Source organism: Cytobacillus praedii (genome assembly GCF_001439605.1).
GTDB classification, from domain to species: domain Bacteria; phylum Bacillota; class Bacilli; order Bacillales; family Cytobacillaceae; genus Cytobacillus; species Cytobacillus praedii.
In genome coordinates, this window is the sequence record NZ_LMBX01000002.1 from 307,245 (window position 1) to 326,014 (window position 18,770).

Annotated in this window: 19 protein-coding genes; 7 read left to right on the forward strand and 12 right to left on the reverse strand. The window is 38.4% G+C overall.

Features of this window, described 5'->3' with window-relative positions:
• Positions 1-111: 111 nt before the first annotated feature.
• The 9 genes from ASU02_RS03350 to ASU02_RS03385 form a co-directional block, all read right to left on the reverse strand.
• Positions 112-1,386 (reverse strand): L-cysteine desulfidase family protein, encoded by a 1,275-nt coding sequence (locus ASU02_RS03350; protein WP_057760986.1) that lies wholly within the window; start codon positions 1,384-1,386, stop codon positions 112-114.
• Between the two features lie 80 nt (positions 1,387-1,466).
• Positions 1,467-3,347, reverse strand: a complete 1,881-nt coding sequence (gene abc-f / locus ASU02_RS03355) for a ribosomal protection-like ABC-F family protein (protein WP_057760988.1) — start codon at positions 3,345-3,347, stop codon at positions 1,467-1,469.
• Between the two features lie 190 nt (positions 3,348-3,537).
• The gene (locus ASU02_RS27165; RefSeq protein WP_095396678.1) at positions 3,538-3,669 is read right to left on the reverse strand and encodes an RAxF-45 family protein; all 132 of its coding nucleotides are present in this window, start codon (positions 3,667-3,669) and stop codon (positions 3,538-3,540) included.
• A 273-nt stretch (positions 3,670-3,942) separates the two neighbouring features.
• Entirely contained in the window at positions 3,943-4,893 is a 951-nt protein-coding gene (locus tag ASU02_RS03360) for a cation diffusion facilitator family transporter (protein ID WP_057760990.1), read from the reverse strand.
• A 142-nt stretch (positions 4,894-5,035) separates the two neighbouring features.
• Positions 5,036-5,668, reverse strand: coding sequence for a response regulator transcription factor (locus ASU02_RS03365; RefSeq protein WP_053479100.1), 633 nt, complete (start codon positions 5,666-5,668; stop codon positions 5,036-5,038).
• A 44-nt stretch (positions 5,669-5,712) separates the two neighbouring features.
• A complete protein-coding gene (locus ASU02_RS03370) occupies positions 5,713-6,735 on the reverse strand; it encodes a sensor histidine kinase (protein WP_057760992.1) in 1,023 nt (340 codons plus the stop codon).
• Positions 6,732-7,466, reverse strand: coding sequence for a cell wall-active antibiotics response protein LiaF (gene liaF / locus ASU02_RS03375; protein WP_057760994.1), 735 nt, complete (start codon positions 7,464-7,466; stop codon positions 6,732-6,734). Before liaF ends, ASU02_RS03370 begins: the two co-directional genes overlap by 4 nt.
• Positions 7,467-7,741: 275 nt before the next feature.
• Positions 7,742-8,389: a PspA/IM30 family protein gene (locus ASU02_RS03380; RefSeq protein WP_057760996.1), complete on the reverse strand. Its 648-nt coding sequence runs from the start codon at positions 8,387-8,389 to the stop codon at positions 7,742-7,744.
• Between the two features lie 25 nt (positions 8,390-8,414).
• Positions 8,415-8,759 (reverse strand): lmo0954 family membrane protein, encoded by a 345-nt coding sequence (locus ASU02_RS03385; RefSeq protein WP_057760999.1) that lies wholly within the window; start codon positions 8,757-8,759, stop codon positions 8,415-8,417.
• A 195-nt stretch (positions 8,760-8,954) separates the two neighbouring features.
• On the opposite strand from ASU02_RS03385, the gene ASU02_RS03390 reads away from it, so the two are divergent.
• A complete protein-coding gene (locus tag ASU02_RS03390) occupies positions 8,955-9,878 on the forward strand; it encodes a VanW family protein (RefSeq protein WP_057761001.1) in 924 nt (307 codons plus the stop codon).
• 86 nt (positions 9,879-9,964) lie between these two features.
• Positions 9,965-11,491, forward strand: coding sequence for an FAD-dependent oxidoreductase (locus ASU02_RS03395; protein WP_057761003.1), 1,527 nt, complete (start codon positions 9,965-9,967; stop codon positions 11,489-11,491).
• A 653-nt stretch (positions 11,492-12,144) separates the two neighbouring features.
• Here the strand turns inward: ASU02_RS03395 and ASU02_RS27170 are convergent.
• On the reverse strand, positions 12,145-12,279 hold the full coding sequence (locus tag ASU02_RS27170; protein ID WP_256376284.1) for a hypothetical protein: 135 nt from the start codon (positions 12,277-12,279) through the stop codon (positions 12,145-12,147).
• A 70-nt stretch (positions 12,280-12,349) separates the two neighbouring features.
• Entirely contained in the window at positions 12,350-13,489 is a 1,140-nt protein-coding gene (locus ASU02_RS03400) for a DEAD/DEAH box helicase (protein ID WP_057761005.1), read from the reverse strand.
• Between the two features lie 295 nt (positions 13,490-13,784).
• Between ASU02_RS03400 and ASU02_RS03405 the strand changes: the two genes are divergently transcribed.
• Positions 13,785-14,096: a hypothetical protein gene (locus ASU02_RS03405; protein WP_057761007.1), complete on the forward strand. Its 312-nt coding sequence runs from the start codon at positions 13,785-13,787 to the stop codon at positions 14,094-14,096.
• A gap of 40 nt (positions 14,097-14,136) precedes the next feature.
• Here ASU02_RS03405 and ASU02_RS03410 read toward each other — a convergent pair whose 3' ends face one another.
• The gene (locus ASU02_RS03410; protein WP_057761009.1) at positions 14,137-15,588 is read right to left on the reverse strand and encodes an alanine/glycine:cation symporter family protein; all 1,452 of its coding nucleotides are present in this window, start codon (positions 15,586-15,588) and stop codon (positions 14,137-14,139) included.
• A 296-nt stretch (positions 15,589-15,884) separates the two neighbouring features.
• Here ASU02_RS03410 and ASU02_RS03415 point away from each other — a divergent pair, with 296 nt between their 5' ends.
• The 4 genes from ASU02_RS03415 to ASU02_RS26815 all read left to right on the forward strand — a co-directional run.
• A complete protein-coding gene (locus tag ASU02_RS03415) occupies positions 15,885-17,093 on the forward strand; it encodes an MFS transporter (protein WP_057761011.1) in 1,209 nt (402 codons plus the stop codon).
• A gap of 129 nt (positions 17,094-17,222) precedes the next feature.
• Entirely contained in the window at positions 17,223-17,810 is a 588-nt protein-coding gene (locus ASU02_RS03420) for a hypothetical protein (protein ID WP_057761013.1), read from the forward strand.
• A gap of 158 nt (positions 17,811-17,968) precedes the next feature.
• Positions 17,969-18,433, forward strand: a complete 465-nt coding sequence (locus ASU02_RS03425) for a GNAT family N-acetyltransferase (RefSeq protein WP_332307620.1) — start codon at positions 17,969-17,971, stop codon at positions 18,431-18,433.
• Positions 18,434-18,501: 68 nt separating this feature from the next.
• A partial coding sequence (locus ASU02_RS26815) for a hypothetical protein (protein WP_232426143.1) occupies positions 18,502-18,770 on the forward strand: 269 nt, incomplete at its 3' end.

Genomic DNA, 18,770 nt, shown 5'->3' on the forward strand with positions numbered 1-18,770 from the left:
CATTCTATATAAGATATGAGACAAGTTGTCTAATTATTTTATTGTTTTACTTTTAAAGAGTTTATATTGAAAAGAAAATGGCCGACAAGTATGCCGGCCACCAACCTGTTTTTATTTCTCTAACATCAATTTCAAAATCATTTCATCTGTTTGCCTTGTTCCTTCATTTCCGAGCTTACAAAAGCTTTCAATGCTTTTTTCAACATCATCATGAATGAATCCATCTGTTGAGCTGATTTCTTGGTGATTCAATGCTAGCAATGCTGATTGAACGGCTACATTCGAACAAGTTGAAACCTTCATGGCACAGCCTGCCTTTGCCCCATCACAAATCATGCCAGACACATTTCCAATTGTATTTTGAACAGCTGCCTTCACTTGCTGAATTCCCCCATCAAGTAAATAAACAATCGCGGCACTTGCTCCCATTCCAGCAGCAGTTACACCGCATAAAGCAGACAAACGCCCAAATTTTGATTTAATGTGTATCGTGATTAAATGGCTCAGTGCAACTGCACGAATCATTTTTTCTTCTGATACTTGGAGCTTTATTGCAGCTGCAACAACCGGCAATGTTACAGCGATTCCTTGATTTCCACTTCCCGTATTTGCCATTACTGGAAGGGTAGAGCCCGCCATTCTTGCATCAGAACCTGCTGCAGCTAGAGACATGGCTGCTGTTGCCAAATCATCAGACAAGATGCCTTTTTTCACATTATCCTGAATCGTTTTCCCGACATTTAAACCATAATTGCCGGAGAGACCTTCCATCCCAATCGCTTGATTTAATTCAATGCTCTTTTTCACAAGTGCTAAATCATTTATATCTGTATCAAGAACCCACTCATAAATTTCATCAATCGCAAGCTCGTCAAGTTCTTCTTCATCCGTTTGGATCCCAATATTTTCACATCCACCAAGGAAGACCGCTTTTCCATCTACTTCAATTAAAGTAATATTGCTATGGTTATCAGAAATAACCACCTTACTAATATGCTTGTCAGTCTCGACAATAACTTCTATATAAAGCCTTTTTGGCGTTTCCGCTTGCCCGGCAGTTACCTTTCCCTCTTCAATTAGCTGGATGGCACGCTGCTCATCTTCATTCGTAAGTCCATCTAACACTTCAAGATTTTTCGATGGGTCACCTGCAACTGCCCCAAGTGCAGCCGCAAAATCTAAACCTTTTCCTGTCATTCCCGGGATGCCAACAGATTTAGCATTCTTTATAATATTCCCGCTAGCCTTTACACAGATTTTATCTATGGTCCCATCTATCTGTCCTTTCGCAGTTGCAGCCGCAAGGGCTATTGCAACTGGCTCCGTACAGCCTAGTGCAACGACTAACTCTTTTTCTAAAATAGACAATATTTTATTCTTTTCCATTTGACCCACCTGCTTCTCTTTAAAGTTGAATTATCTAAAATTTTAACATAAACAATGTGGGATTATTCAAAAAAATATAATTACAGCCATTTTTCCAATTGTTGATACAGTGCTTCTCGTCTTTTTTCCAGATCTTCTTTTCTCACAAACAAATTCTGCAGATCTACTAATGCTTCCTCACATGCCATTTCTGCTTCAATAAGCATGAGATCCGCCTCTACTTCTTCTATTAAATGCTCTAATTCCGTCATTTTCTCCATATTACTTCTTTGTTTTACTACCGGTTCTTTTTGGATACGCTCTTTTTTAAGAGACCTTTCTGGCACGATTTCTTTTCGTTGTTCATCTAATTTTTTCTTAGCCCAATTATAATCTCCGGCGAAGAAGTGAACTTTTTTATCATCGATCCAATAAATCTTCTGAAAAATTTTGTTGATAAAGTATCTATCATGAGAAACAGCTAGGATCGTTCCTTGATAATCCTCAAGCGCTTCCTCCAACACCTCTCTTGATTCAATATCTAAATGATTCGTTGGCTCATCCAAAATAAGAAAGTTAATATCCTGATACATTAACTGTGCCAAGCGGAGCCTCATTTTTTCCCCGCCGCTTAATTGTGAAACCTTTCTAAAAACCGCATGTCCATAGAATAAGAAACGTGCAAGAATATGACGAGCTTCCCCTTCAGTTACCGATATTTCATCACGAAACGTTTCGATAATGGATTGATCCTTTGCTTCAGCAAAAACATGCTGGGAAAGATAGCCTACCTTCACATTGCTTCCTCTTCGCACTTCACCTTTATCAGCCACAATCTCACCCAGAATCATTTTTATCAATGTTGATTTTCCAGTCCCATTATCGCCAACAATAGCGATTCTGTCTTGAAATTGAACATGTATATCTACTTCATCAAATAAATTCTGATTTCCAAAGGACTTAGAAACCGCCTTCATATAGACAACATCTTTCCCGCTTCGGTCAGTTGAATCTAAATCCATGTTCATCCTACGGGTAACGACCGGGCGGTTTAATTTCTCCATCCGTTCAAGCGCTTTCTCCATACTCCTTGCCCGCCGATGAAGCCCTGCATTCGGCGGATTTGCCTGATTGGCCCACTCCTTTAACCGCTTAATCGTTTCTTTCATCTTTTTAATCTTTTTCTGCTGTTCTTCGTACTGCTGAAATTCTCTTAACAGCCTTTCCTCCTTTTCTTTAACAAATCCTGAGTAATTGGTATGGTAGATCGTCAATTCACCATCCTCAAGATCAAGGATTTTGTTTGCTGTCTCGTCTAAAAAATACCGGTCGTGTGAGATAATCACTACCGTACCATCATAATCTTTCAAAAACCTTGCTAACCATTCAACAGCCTTTATATCTAAATGATTGGTCGGCTCATCTAACAAGAGAAAATTCGGACTTTTGAGCAGCATTTGCCCCAGACAAATCTTTGTTTTCTCTCCGCCGCTTAATGAGTAAAAATCCTTATCTAATAAATCAGCAATATTTAACCCATTGCTGATTCGATCAATAGAAGCATCTATTTCATATCCATTTTGTAAAGTAAACTGCTCTTGAAGTTCTCCATATTTATTGACCAGTCTGTTCAATTTTTCAGGGCTGGTTTCTTCTCCCATCTCTTTCTCTATCTTTTTCATGGCTTCTTCCATCTCCAATAAATGGACGAAGGACATTTTTAATACTTCTATCGTCATCATCCCATGCGGATAACTTGGAATTTGTTCTAGAAATCCAATTTCACACCCTCTTCGCCAATGAACCTGACCCGTATCGGGTGATTCAATCCCTGCTAACAACTTAAACAGCGTTGTTTTCCCGCTGCCATTTCTGCCAACTAAACCAACGATATCCTTTTCATGTATTTCAAAAGAAAGATTCTCAAACACAGAATTACCGCCGTACATTTTTCCAAGCTGCTGTCCACTGCATGCAATCATTTTTAATTCCTCCATTTATTCTCATATTATTTAATCAAAAAAAGACCATAGGAATGCATCATCCTATGGCCCCAAAGGAAAAGAAAAGGAGAGCATAAAGAAGCCCTCCTTTTACCTTCCTTGTATTAAAATTGTCATAAAGGAAGGTATTCCTTCCTCTTGTACAACATAAGTGGGTAAAGAGATGTTCTCACCGTTTTGTTTTCAATATGCAATTGCTAAAAAAGGGCATACGTATCCCGTTAAAAGCAGCATCATGAAAAATTGCACGGCAAAGATATAAATGTTTCATTTCTCCACGTGCAAAAACAGCTTGATTCATCCTTTCTCCACCTCCATTTCAAATTAGTTATGTATATTTTAATATTTCTGCAATTCAAAATCAACAAATTTCCATTTATCACTGAATTAAAATTTTTAATGCTAACTGTTCATATTTTCTACAGGTAGGTTAAATTTGATAAATAAAGATATTCAAAATCTTGAAAGATGGCTAGAAAGGAATGGAATCTTTCATATTTATAAAAATCTTTTTCACACAACCTGACTTACAAAAACATCCACGGACCGTGTCAGGCACTGTCCGTGGATGTTTTTATTTCCAAGTCTGTATTTGATCTGTTTCTAATATTCCTAAGGTGACATCGCCTATATCAATATCTTCCAGCAATTTATCTCTTACTCTAAATTTAATATCATCTGCATCGGCAAGCGCTAAACCTTCAGTTAATTCAATATAGCTTTCAACATGATACTTTCTGCCTTCTTGAAGAATTCTTAAGTTTTGAATATCAACCACATTTTCATCAGATAAAATAATGGCTGCCACCCGATCTTCCACTTCTTTTGGAGCGGCAACTCCGATTAAACCTAATGTGTTTTCATAACCAATTTTTATCGCTATTCCTACTAAGAGCAAACCAATTAATAGCGTCCCAATTCCATCAAGTATATACAATCCCGTAAAATATGCGATAACAATTGATATTAAGGCTAACAAGGCACCAAATGTGGCAATGATATCTTCATAAAACACCAATCGGGTTGGCGGAGAAGCAAGTCGGACATTCTTCACCGCTACAGCAACAACGCCAAACCCTTTTGCAGAACTCCTTGATTCATGGGCAATTTCTTTCATCGCTTTAAATAAAATGAAGCCATCAATAAGTACAGCAAATAACATAACAGCTACATTAAGCCAAATATCAGTTGACTCCTTCGGATGCTTGATCAATTCCCAGCCTTTATGAATCGTCTCATAGGCCATAATCGAAATAACAATGACAGCAATCAACACAAACAGATTAATAACCCTTCCAAAGCCTGTAGGGAATTTTTTTGTCGGAGCTTTTTCTGCGAGAGCACTGCCAAAAAAGACAAACCCCTGATTCAATGCATCTGCCAACGAGTGAAGAGTCGTGGCAAGCATCGCGCCGCTTCCGCTGATTCCTGCTGCAATCCCTTTAACTATAGCAAGAACCGTATTCCCTAATGCGGCAATTCCTGAAGATTTATTGCCCTTTTTTAATAAGCTAATAAATGACATATCGTCACCTGCCTTATACTATTTATCTAGATTATGCCCTTTATATGTATGAATAAAAAAAAGCACTCATTAAGTATTCCCTAAATAAAAAAAGAGCTATTATATAATTTAGCCCTTTTCACCTTCATTTATTTACTTTTCCTTATTCAGCCAGTGAATGCTTAAATGCATAAATAACAGCCTGCGTACGATCTTGTACCTGCAGCTTGCTAAGAATGTTACTAACATGCGTTTTCACAGTTTTTAACGCAATAAAAAGCTCATCCGCTATTTCTTGATTTGTTTTTCCTTCTGTCATTAATAAGAGGATTTCCATCTCCCTGCCTGTCAGTTCTTCATGAGGAAGCTGCTGTGTTTTCTGTCTCATTTTCACCATCATTTTTCCCGTTACCTCGGGCTCAAGAACAGATTGACCATGATAAGTAGAGCGGACTGCATCCGCTATCTCACTTGCTTTCGATGTCTTTAGCATATAGCTTGTTGCTCCAGCCTCAAGAGCAGGATAGACCTTTTCGTCATCTAAAAAGCTTGTGACAATAATGATTTTCGCCTCTGGCCACTGCTCAATAATATTTCTTGTTGACTCGATCCCATCCATTTCTTTCATGACTAAATCCATCAGTATAATATCCGGACGTAATTCAAGGGCCATTTCTATAGCCGTTCTCCCATTATCTGCTTCCCCGATAACTTCAATGTCCGGCTGCGCAGATAAATAAGAAGAAACACCAATCCTCACCATTTCATGATCATCAACAAATAATACTTTAATCACTTTGCCTCACCCTCTACAATTATGTCTTGCTTAGACACTCATTCCTAAATAATCGGTACCTTCACTTCAAGACGTGTTCCGTTATTTTTCAAACTGATAATCTTCAGCGTACCGCCAACTTCAACAGCTCGTTCATACATATTCTGCATTCCATATGAACCTGCTTTTGCTTCATCTACATCGAAGCCTATGCCATCATCCACCACTCGTAAAATGACAAACTCATCTCTCTTTATGAGCAGAACTTCAAGGGTAGTTGATTTAGCATGTCGAAGTGTATTCGATACTGATTCTTGAAGGATTCGAAAGAGATGATCCTCAATTCCTTTATCTAATGGGAAATCTTCAATCTTCCATTTTATTTCCATCGTAACTTTTTGAGATAATTCAATTAATAACTCTTCAATGCCTTCTTGTATGGTCTTTCCCTTTAAAGCTACTGGTCTTAAATGAAGCAGAAGTGCCCGCATTTCCAGCTGCGATTGATGGATCATTTCCTCCACCATTTTTAGCTGCTTCGTTTCTCTGTCATCAGTTTTCGTCTTTGCTTCGTTGATCGCTGACATCATCATTGATGCGGCAAAAAGCTGCTGGCTGACAGAATCATGAAGCTCACGTGCTAGGCGATTTCTTTCTTGAGAAATGATCTCCTGCATTCGACTCTCTATGTCCTCAGCTTTTTCCGTTGCTAACTTCTGAGAAAGCTTTGCTTGCTCGGCTATTTGTTTTTGAATTTTTTCTACTCTTGTCGCAATCGTTTGAATTTCTGATCCTGCATTTATTTCACTAACCTCAAGCTGCCTTCCTTCTTCGATCTGATGAAGCCAGCTGTCGATTGATTGAATTTGATTTTTCCAGCGAATACCTGATGTTAATCCAAAGAGAATGCCAATAACGATGCTTAAACTTGGAATAAATATGATAAACGGAATATCCATAACATCCGTTTCCCATAATGACCGCCAGTCAGCGAGTGGAAATCGAATAAAAAAGAAAATGGTAAACGACACACAAATCAAGATAGCAAGTCCCGCTCCCCAAACCATTTGCCGCTGAACTGTACTCATACCCTCTTCACCTCTAAATCACCAACAAGCAATGAGGTGAAAATTTTGATTCGCTGTTCAGCCTGACTAAAACCAGGGGTTTGGATATGAACAGATTGATTAAATATTTTTGTTTCTTGATATTCAAAAATTTCTGTTGCACCTGCAACAACAGAATGGTTGACACTGACTTCCACATCATATGGGACAAGAATATGAACATTTCCGACAAAGTTACGAATAAATATGACTGTTTCACCTTTTGGCAGCACAGTATAGCTAAAGTCGATAATTGTATCCCCAATACCAGCTTGAATATTTATATCACTCCATTCATAGCTATGCTCAGGAGTTTTTCGCTGCCCGAACAATTGATTGGAAAAAAGTGATTCCTTTTTAATTACTGTTTCTTTTTCAATAGATGGGCTGGACTCTTTGATTATAGGCTTCAAATGAGCGGGGCTCCGTTTTGATTGCACAAATTGAATGAAGAAATGCAATAAAATAGCCAACAGGAAAAACTTTAATGTCATCATGTTAAAAATATTAATAATTAAAAAGATAAGTCCGAACCAAAACAGGAGCTTTCCAGATGTTTTTGGCATCCATTTTCTCCCTATGTAAATCATACCGATAGACACGAGAAGGGAGAAAATCAAGCCCCGATTAAAAAAGAAAAATTCCAAAAGCAAAACGATAATCCCTAACAATACAATCCAACTAACATACTCACTTTTTACTTTGTTTAACATCGGACTTCCTCCCTTCTGTGAAAACCTTTACTTTATGCCAAAAAGGCGCAGCTGTCCTACGCCTTTTTAGAATACCATGTTTTCCTTATAAAGTCAGAATGTATTACTATGGAGTTAGAGATTTGTCTAACTCCAGCGCCTATCGCCTATCAAACTTCAGGTCCCCTCCCTGCGATAAGTCAACATCGGTTCGCTCACGCTCACCGTGTTTCCTTTATCGAAAAAACCGTTCCTTCTGCGTTTGTACGGCGATGATCAAGTCGCTTTCGCTTTCCTTATGAAATAGAATGAGTTTCTTCCTTTTTCATCTCTTTTTCTAATTGAGCGATACGTGCATCGATTGTATTCCGATAATAGGAACTGTTTACTTGATGCTCAAGTCTGTCAAGATAAGACTCAATTTCCTGAAAGCGAGAGTACGATTCATTTGAATATGCATGATTATCAAGTACCTTATTCATTCTATTGTTCGCACGGGTTACATTTTCCCGGCCCATTAATTCCATCCTGCGGATATGCATATCCTTCAATTTATGTTTCATTTCTTCATATTTTCTTTCAAGCTCAGCAAGCTGTTGCACAGTTTGATCTAATGTTGCTTTTAGACGAGAAGCTCGCTCATCATACTGTGCTTGCTCATTAGCAGCGAAGACATATAATTCAGTCTCTCCTGCCTTTGTCGCAATTTCAGCTTGACGCTTTCGTTTGCTTGCTACCTCTTGTGCATGATTGTATTCACGAGTAAATTCCTCTTTAAGCTGATATTGGCGTTCTAATAACTTTCGTACCTTTTCTGTTTCTGCTTCACATTCACGTAAGTATTGGTTTAATAATGTTATTGGATTCTTTTTCTCCTTTTGATCTAATACTTCGTTGATATCTGCTAATACCGTATTTTTAATGCGTGTAAATAAGTTTGCCATTCTTTTTCTCCCCTTACTGAGTTTATTAGTATTTGTTCATATCTGCCCATTGCTTTTCAAAGTTGACAAATGGATCCTTCTCTTCAACAACGACTGATTTAGAGGTATTCCATTTTTTATATACAAGGTAAAGTACGTATGCAGCTGCAATCCCAAGAATTGCTGGGATATTTGAAGCGGATGCCATCAGTGCACAAAGTCCGATGATTCCCCAGCCAAATTTACCTAAAGTTGACTTCTCTTTAATAAACTGTTTGAACACAAGATATAGGATTGCTATGCTGATCGCTAGCGCAATCATCGGGCCTAAATTTGACAACAGCACGATTGCTGCAATTCCTCCTGCAATTAGTAATCCGAATTTTTTCATTTTCGTTTCCTCCTTTCTTGATTTCATCTTACCTTGATTCCTATCTCCTTATAACGAGCCAGAGCTTTATTTTCATCTAGGACCTGAGACGTATCATAAGTAAGACTAACTTTCTTATTGAACGGAAAGGATTCATTTTCTACCACATGAAAACAGTTGACTCAATCCATACTAACTTTGGAGGTGTAAGAAAATATGAATCCAGCTTGGTTTTTCGGGTTACTTTTAATCATTCAGCCTATCAATCCTTCTGAAAATTTAATGATTGAGAATCAGGGTGAAATGATTACAAGCATAAACCGGCTTGACTACACCATGTCTTTTCCGGGTATACCATTAATTGATTTAGAAAAATACAGTGTGTTTATCAAGGAGTTAGATGAACAAACGTACAAGCCGCCAGTAAATGCTTATATTAATGATTTTGGAAAAGTAATTGAGGGTGAACCGGGAAGAAGATTATATCGAAAGGCTTTTAATGATTTATTCTATACTTATTTTTATAAAACGAACGCTTCAAGAGTTGAAGTTCCCATGCTTCCCATTTACCCAAAGATAGACCGAGATCTATTATTGCGGATAAATGTAAAACAAATCGGTCAATATGTGACCTATTTCAACCGCAAAAATGCAGCACGCAGCCATAATATCACCCTTGCATCTGAAGCCATTAATAATTATGTGATCTTTCCGGGTGAAAAATTTTCTTTCAATCAAGTAGTTGGAAAAAGAACGAAGGAACGAGGGTATATGCGGGCACCTGTAATTGTTAGAGGGGAATTATCAGAAGACATTGGAGGGGGGATTTGCCAAGTGTCCTCTACTCTTTTCAATGCGGCTGATCGAGCAGGATTGAAAATGGTTGAACGTTACTCACATTCGAAAGTTGTCCCTTATGTACCGCCGGGAAGAGATGCCACTGTCAGCTGGTACGGTCCCGATTTTAGTTTTATTAATAAATATAGCTTGCCTATTCTTATCCGCTCAAAAGTCTTAGGAGGACAAATGATCATTCAAATCTTTTCCTCAGATGAGATTGATTATGAGCCACGTCCAGTTCCTAGTACCAAAAGAATCCCTTATGAAGAAATACAAAGTGAAAAGGAAACGTTCAATTAGATTTCCTTATCCCCCTTGTATTTGTATACAAACCCTTTTGATAGGGAAAATTAAGTATAAAAAGCTTTTAGTACAGGAGGAAAAATATGACGTCTACTCACGAAATGCCTCAATATCCAGAGTCTTATTGGAGAGAAATTAATCTGCCTTCATTTGAAAAGCTATCAGAACATACATCTGTTGACATCGCCATTATCGGCGGGGGGATTACCGGAATAACTGCAGGCTATTTACTGATTAATGAGGGTTTCAAGGTTGCTATTTTAGAAGCAGGAAGTATTCTTAGCGGGACAACAGGTCATACAACAGCAAAAATCACCGCACAGCATGGCTTGATTTATGACGAATTAATCAATCATTTTGGGCAGGAAAAGGCTTCTTTATACTATAGCTCCGCTAATGAAGCTTTAGAATTTATCCGAAATACGGTGCAAGAAAAACAAATTGACTGTGATTTCAGCCAGGAGGATGCATTTATTTATGCTACATCTGAAGAGTATGCACAAAAAATAGAAGCAGAATTAGAAGCATATGAAACCATTGGCATTAACGGAGGCTTAGTAGACGGGATTCCTTTTAATATTAATACAAAAGCCACATTAAGCATGAGGGATCAGGCTCAATTTCATCCGCTTAAATATTTAGAGCGTTTAGTACAGGATTTCGTAAAAGCAGGCGGGATAATATACGAGGGTACAACAGCCACAGATATTGGTGAAGGAGATCATCCCGTTGTCATTACACGAGATGGGCAACGAGTAAAATGTAAAAACATTATTGCTGCCTCTCATTTCCCTTTTGTTGATATGATGGGCTTTTATTTTGCTCGTATGTATCAAGAACGTTCGTATGTTATTGGTGTTAGAGCCCAAAAGGAATTTCCAGGAGGTATGTATATAAGTGCGGATAGCCCAACACGTTCACTTAGATATACACCATACAAAGATGAGAAGTTAATACTTGTTGGCGGAGAAAGCCATAAAACCGGACAAGGAATTAACATGATGAAGCACTATGAGGCACTCGAAGCTTTTACTGAAAAGACACTTGGCATCACTGATTTTCCATACCGGTGGTCAACTCAGGATTTAATTACCTTAGACAAACTCCCCTATATCGGTCCCATTACAAAGCAAAAGTCTGGCATCTATGTCGCGACTGGATTCAAGAAATGGGGAATGACGAATGGAACGACAGCTGCATTGCTATTGAGGGATGTGATTATCGGAGCTGAAAACCCGTACAAAGAGCTATTTGACCCAGCAAGATTTCAAGCAGACCCAAGTTTAAAAAAGGTTATTTCCATAAATACTGATGTTGCCAAGCATTTAATAAAAGGCAAGCTTGAAACTGTATCAAAAAAACCAAGCGAGTTAGAAAACGATGAAGGCTCAGCTGTTATGATAAATGGAAAACGTGCAGGTGCTTATAAAGATACGGAGGGCAAGCTTCATTTGATTGATACAACATGCACACATATGGGCTGTGAAACCGAATGGAATGCTGCAGAGAGGACATGGGACTGCCCTTGCCATGGTTCACGTTTCTCATATGATGGCGAAGTGTTTAACGGGCCAGCAAAAAAGCCATTAAAAAAGATTGATTTAGAATAAGAAAAGCGGAAGCGCCTTGGTCATCGCCGTACAAACTGGAGGGGCCGCGACTGAGATAAAGGAGACACAATGAGCGACAGCGAATTGATATCGACTTATCGTAGGGAGGGGACCTGAAGTTTGGTAGGCGATAGGCGCTGGAGCTAGACAATCCGAAAAGCGGAAGCGCCTTGGTCATTGCCGTACAAACTGGAAGGGCCGGTTCTTTCGCTAAAGGAGACACAATTGATAGCGAATTGATGTCGACTTATCGTAGGGAGGGAACCTGAAGTTTGATAGGCGATAGCCGCGCCGGAGCTAGACAATCCGAAAAGCGGAGGCGGCTTGCCCAGGGGCGAAAAGCATAAGACGAACTGGATGGAAGGTTGGTCTTTAACCTTCTAGCCAGATTGGCTTATGACCTCCAGCCCCTAGCCGCCGAAGCTAGACAATCCGAAAAGCAGAGGCGGCTTGCCTAGGGGCGACAAGCATAAGACGAGCTGGATGGAAGGTTGGTCTTTAACCTTCTAGCCAGATTGGCTTATGACCTCCAGCCCCTAACCGCCGAAGCTAGACAATCCTCTAAATCCAAGGTTATAAATCCTGATACGATCATATTATTAACTAGAAAAATCCTCTTATTAAAAACAGAGGATTTTTCTACTTGATAAATATTAGTCTTGACGTCGATTTTTTTGTTTATCATCGCTGCCGGTTGTAAACTCCACTAATTCCGAGCTTGTTCGATTGCCTTTTTTCACATTTTTATTGCGTTCGGCATTAGCATTGCCTTGTTTTTGTCTGCCCATTGTACCTCTCCTTTCTTTATCAAAGGTAGTATGAGCGACAAAAAGACTCCTTATTCATGCGGGTTTGCTATTATCTTTGTCCTGGATCAACAATATTTCCGCCACGCATGACTTTTTTTGCGGCTTGAATCCCCATCTCATTCGTAAATTTTTTCAGGTCTCTTTCTTCCCTCTCAGTAACCATCGAAATAACCGTTCCTTTTGCACCAAATCTGCCAGTTCTTCCAGAGCGGTGAACATATTGCTTAAGATCTCTTGGGAAATCCATATGTACAACATGTGTTACACCTTGAATATCTAGCCCACGTGCGGCTACATCAGTTGCAAGCAGCATATTCGTTTTTCCTGTACGGAAGTCCTTCAAGGATTTCTGACGTTCCATTTTATCCAAGTCACTATGTAAAGAGCTAGATACAATATTGTTATAATCTAGTTTTTCAGAAATAACCGTCAGATTTCCGATATCTTTAACAAACACAAGTGCTTTTATATCTGCAAGTCTTGAAATCTTCTCAAGGAGCTTAATTTTGTCTCTTTGGTCAGCAGCAAAGTAGATGTGGTCAACTGTTGCTGCATTAATTGTCTCATCTTTTTCAACCCGAATAACTTCAGGATTATTTGTCAATTCCCTCGCAATCTTTTCCGTTTCCTTTGGCAGCGTGGCTGAGAAGAGAACAACTTGCCGCTCACTTAATGTTGATTTAACAATATTTCTAATTGTTTCTATATGTTCTGGAACTAGCAGCTGATCTCCTTCATCAAGGATGACTGTTTTTACCTCATGCATTTTTAGCTTTTTTTGTTTGATTAGCTCAAACATTCGGCCTGGTGTACCTAATGCTATATGAGGATGTTTTTTTAATTTCTCCAGCTGTCTCTTTACGTTTGCTCCGCCAATAAAGGAAGCAGCCCTGATCCCGCTGCCCTCTCCCCATTTCTGGATCTCCTGCAGGATTTGCATCACTAGCTCTTGTGAAGGCGCGATGATAACAGCTTGAACAGCTCTTTTCTCCACATCAATTTTTTCTAATAAGGGAAGCAAATAAGCAAGTGTCTTTCCTGTACCAGTTGGTGACTCAGCAATAAGGTCCTTTCCTTCTATTGCGGCTGGAATTGCTCTTGTCTGAATAGTAGTTGGCTGTGTAAATTCAGACTTTTCCCAAACCACTTGAATAAATGGCTGCAGTTGGCAAATTAATGAATGTGTCATTAGTATCTCCTTTTTTTCATCTAAGTTATAGAGAAATGCATCTATGTAATTATTAGTAGTATCCTCAAAAATGAGTTTCGTTATTGATACTATCTTATGCACGAAAGGATGTCTAGTAGCTTTAATCTTCTCCCCCCTCTCATAATGAAAGTCATTTTGGCTATATTATGAATGAGGTGGTGTTTTCATTAAAAAGTTTACTCTTGCCGTTTTAATCACTTTTCTTATTAACCCTGAACATGCGCCTGCTCAAATAAACAAAATGATTGAAATATATAATATCGAACAGGAGGCTGTGATAAAAACAATAACGGTAAACCCCTTTATTCAAAAAGATTCGGATAAAGTACTTCAAGAAATTGGTGGTATATATAAGAAGTTTAACCCACTTCCGGAAAAAGGATTGCTAGTGAAAATCCCATTGGATCCAGCTATACATGTGGCAAATCAATGGGTAAATACATTAGTGGATGAATTGGTTATTTTTTACCCTGAGGAAGATGAGCCTTTTATTTTAATATATGATGATGAAAATAGCACATATTTTTTTACAGTTGATAGAAAAGTTCCTGAGGCAATCTTATTCACTTTATTATTTCATCATTAAAAAAAGATGCTCGGCCAAGCCGAGCATCCCTTCCCCTAAATTAGGAGACTTTTTCTTTTTCCACTTGATAACCGTCTGCCCAATAATCCGCATTTTTGATACCTAGTTTTGTCGAATTAAATACAGGGTCAAGACCTTGTTTCTTTTGTTTCTCATAGTCCTTCAATGCAACTATTGCAGGCTTCATCAGTATGAGGATGGCGATGACATTCAGCCATACCATTAAACCTAATCCGACATCTCCAAGAGCCCATGCAAGACCTGCTGTCTTTACAGCACCATAGAAGGCAGAAATAAGTATAACGAATTTTAGAATAAACATTGGCCACTTACTATTTTTAAATAAGTAAGCAACATTTGTTTCAGACATATAGTAATATGCCATTAACGTTGTAAAGGCGAAGAAGAATAGTGAAATGGCAACGAATCCAGCTCCAAAGCCCGGGAAAGCGGTTTCAACAGCAGCCTGCGTATAGCCAGGGCCAGCTTCAACACCCGGTAGATTGTTTACGACCATCGTTTCTCCATCAGGCCCAACTGTATTAAACATTCCTGTAAATAAAATCATAAAGGCTGTTGCAGAACAAACTAATAATGTATCAACATACACAGAGAACGCTTGAACTAAACCTTGTTTAGCCGGATGCGATACCTCTGCAGCAGCTGCGGCATGAGGACCAGTTCCCTGACCAGCTTCATTCGAGTAAATTCCACGTTTAACTCCCCAAGCAATGGCACTACCAACAAGTCCACCAAACATCTCTTCAGCACCAAAGGCACTTTTGAAAATTAAGGCAAAAACACTTCCAACTTCACCAATATTCATAACCATGATAATAAGTGCAACCAAAATATAACCAAGAGCCATAAATGGAACAACTAATTGAGCTACATTAGCAATACGTCTAACCCCACCGAAAATAATTAAGCCTAATAATGCGACAACAACCAATCCTGTTGCCCATGTTGGAATATTAAATGCATTTTCCATTCCTAAAGCAATAGAGTTCGATTGAATACCGGGCATCAATATGGCTAAGGCAAGTACTGCCGTAATTGCGAAAAGGACAGCAAACCATTTAACTCCCATTCCTTTTTCAATGTAAAATGCAGGACCCCCGCGATATTGCCCATCAATTTTCACTTTGTAGATTTGAGCTAATGTTGATTCTACATAGGCCGTTGCTGCACCGATGAAGGCCATCGCCCACATCCAGAAAACAGCACCAGGTCCCCCCATTGCAATAGCAGTTGCAGTACCAGCGATATTACCAGTTCCTACGCGGCCGGAAAGAGCAATAGATAAGGCCTGGAAAGATGAAACACCCGCTTCAGAACTTTTCCCTTGAAACATAAGCATAATCATGTCTTTAATATGCCTGACCTGTAAGAAACGAGTTAAGATGGAAAATAATAATCCTACAGCTAGACAGATGTAAATAACTGGTGTACTCCATAGAATGCCATTTAAGCCATTAACAAAAGCCTCCAAAAAAATCCTCCTCTTTTTTGTATATTCTGAATCTTTTACCTATTGAGAATTATAAAACAGGTAATAAAATAATACAATCATTATTTTTAACTGCTTGTATAATTCTAAAATACAGCTCAACTGTTATATTGAAATATTATAAACGCATAACTGTATTAATACAATATTATTTTTTAAAAATTATTTTTATTCCCCATTTTCTAACCATTTGATCATGTCACTTCAATTTCCCCTAAAAGTGCGTTATACTATTTAGGGAAACGAAATAGTCAATAAGAAAGAAGTGTGGAATACTGATGAAACAAAATTCAAGTCGTAACTTAGTCATCATGTGGTTCGCTAATTTCTTTATTGCCGGCAGCATGACGATGGTTTTGCCATTTATCTCGCTTTATATCGAAACGTTCGGAAACTTCACACCATCATATGTACAGCATTGGTCAGGCTGGACCTTCGCGATTACATTCGTAACCGCATTTATTTTTTCACCGATATGGGGGAGAATCGGTGATTTATTCGGTCGAAAAAAAATTCTTATCGCCTCCGGTATAGGGATGGGGATATCCATTTTTCTGATGGGATCTGTTACATCTGTATGGCAGCTTTTTATTCTCAGACTGTTCATGGGGATTTTTACTGGGTTTGTTGGGATGTCCCAAGCCTTTATCTCTACACAAACACCAAAAGAAATTGCCGGAAGAGTCATGGGTACCCTTCAAACTGGGAGTATAACGGGATCTTTAATGGGACCATTGCTCGGGGGGATTCTCGCCGACACATTTGGCTATGCAGACACTTTTAAATGGACTTCTATTACAATATTTATCTCTGCATTTCTTGTCTTTTTTACAGTTGAGAAAAAGTTAACAAATAAGGAAGGTACAAAAACAAGTTACACAAGTAAAGAAGTCATCCTTCACATTATCCGCAATCCCGTTCTCCTTACTGTCCTGCTTATTTCATCACTCATCCAGGTGGCCCATTTTAGTATACAGCCGATTTTATCCTTATACGTCAGTGAATTGCATGGGCCTGAAAATCTTGCATTTTTCGCAGGAATTGCTTTTTCTGCTGCAGGACTTGGTAATTTATTGATGGCTAGACAATGGGGGAAAATTGCAGACCGGTATGGCTATGTTAAGATCCTCGTTATTTTATTATTCATGGCTGGTATCTTCTACTTCCCAGGTGGATTCGTAACGAACTTGTGGCAGCTAGTACTTGTTCGATTTGCCCTTGGTGTGACGATCGGAGGAATTATTCCAGTCCGTATCGCCTATATTCGGCAGGAGGCTCCTATTGCAATGCAAGGAGAGGTTCTTGGCTATAATACAAGCTTGCGTTTCTTTGGTAATATCATTGGACCAGTCATGGGAGGACTTCTTTCTGGTTACTTTGGTTTTACCGCTGTATTCATTTCGACAAGCGTTCTCCTTATTCTTAGCGGTGTAATTCTATTAGCATCAATGCACCGGCATCCGAAATTGTTAAGAGACTCGGCCTAAATATATAAAAAGCTGTCCAACAGGGCAGCTTTTTAGTTTTCAATTCTATTTTTCCTTATAAATTTTGAAAACTTAGTTAGTTTTTATACGTACTTATAAAGTAATAGCATTTTTATAGGAGGAAAATGAATGGCGAAGAGAAAATTTGAGATTATGAAGCAATTGGACATGCCCAAATATAAAGCGTATCCATTTATTCTAAGTACTGGCTTAAGTCTTCTTTTTTTGATTCTTTCATTTTTACTATGGGCAATTTCAGCAATAGTAAAGAAGCATTTTATTCTGTCAGAAATGTTGGGTAATTACTGCGGGCTTACCTTCATGCTCTGCTTTGCCTTTACATTCTGCTCGATTCTAATTGGAACAAAGAACATTTTCGGAAAAATTGCATCGGCTTTTGCAATCATTATATTTATAAGTGTAGGATCTGATTTTTATCAATCATCGCATCTCCTTTACAAAGACCGGATCGCTTATGAAAATAAACAATATGAAACAAAGGTTGGTGTACCATTAAAGGTTGAATATGATAACCCTGATTCTGGACCAGAATGGTTATTTGAATTAGTCTTTAAAGATAAAACCCTGTATGTCCATCATCTTCAAATTACTAGGAAAGACTATGATACATATTTTAAAAATAAGCCCCTGGAAATATTATATTTACCCAATAGCTTGTATGTAGTAGAAATAAACGTGCATAAAGCGAACAAGTAAAATAATTCCCGCTGCTAAAAAAGCCTTTAAGCCATAATAAATCTATGTAATCATTTTATAGGAGTGTTAAAATATGTTATTTACGAATAATCACCTACTCGTAAGGAACCTTGAATTAAAAGATAGCCACCGCCAAATGGCTTTCTGATCCAACTGTTCTGGAATATTACGAGGGCAGAGATAACCCGTTTGATCTAGAAAAGGTCAATCAAAAATTTTTCAACCGAAAAAACGAAGTAACGGCTGCATCATTGAATACAACGAAATTGAAAATTGGATACATCCAATATTATCGGTTAGGCCAGGAAACAAGACATGAATATGGTTATGAAGGAAACAGAGAAACTATCTATGGGATCGATCAATTTATTGGTGAACCTAACTATTGGAATAAAGGAATAGGGTCACTGCTTGTTCAATCGATGGTAAATTTTTTAATTGAACAAAAACAAGCCGATATGGTTGTAATGGACCCGCAAATAAAAAATGAAAGAGCTATCCACTGCTATGAAAAGTGCGGATTTTCCAAGATTAAAATGTTGCCAAAACATGAGCTGCATGAAGGAGAATATAGGGATTGCTGGCTGATGGAATATAAAAAAAGCAGTGAATCTCATTTTTGAAAGCAGGCAATGTTTACAGAGTCATAGATGACCGTAAAAGCAAAAATCCTTGTTGAAAGGAATCTTTTTTGCCCTTTGGTAACCGCGAAATTCTGTTTTTCCCTTTTAGGGGCATCATTGCTTCTTCTTTGATGACCGTGAAACACTTTTTCCTCTTTTATGGGCATCATTGCTTCTCTTTCGTTACCGTGAAACACTTTTTTCCCCGTTTACGGGCATCATTGCTTCTCTTTGATGACCGCGAAACACTTTTTTTCTCTTTTACGGGCATCATTGCTCCCCTTTGTGGACCGCTAAACACCTTTTTCCTCGTTTACGGGCATCATTGCTTCTCTTT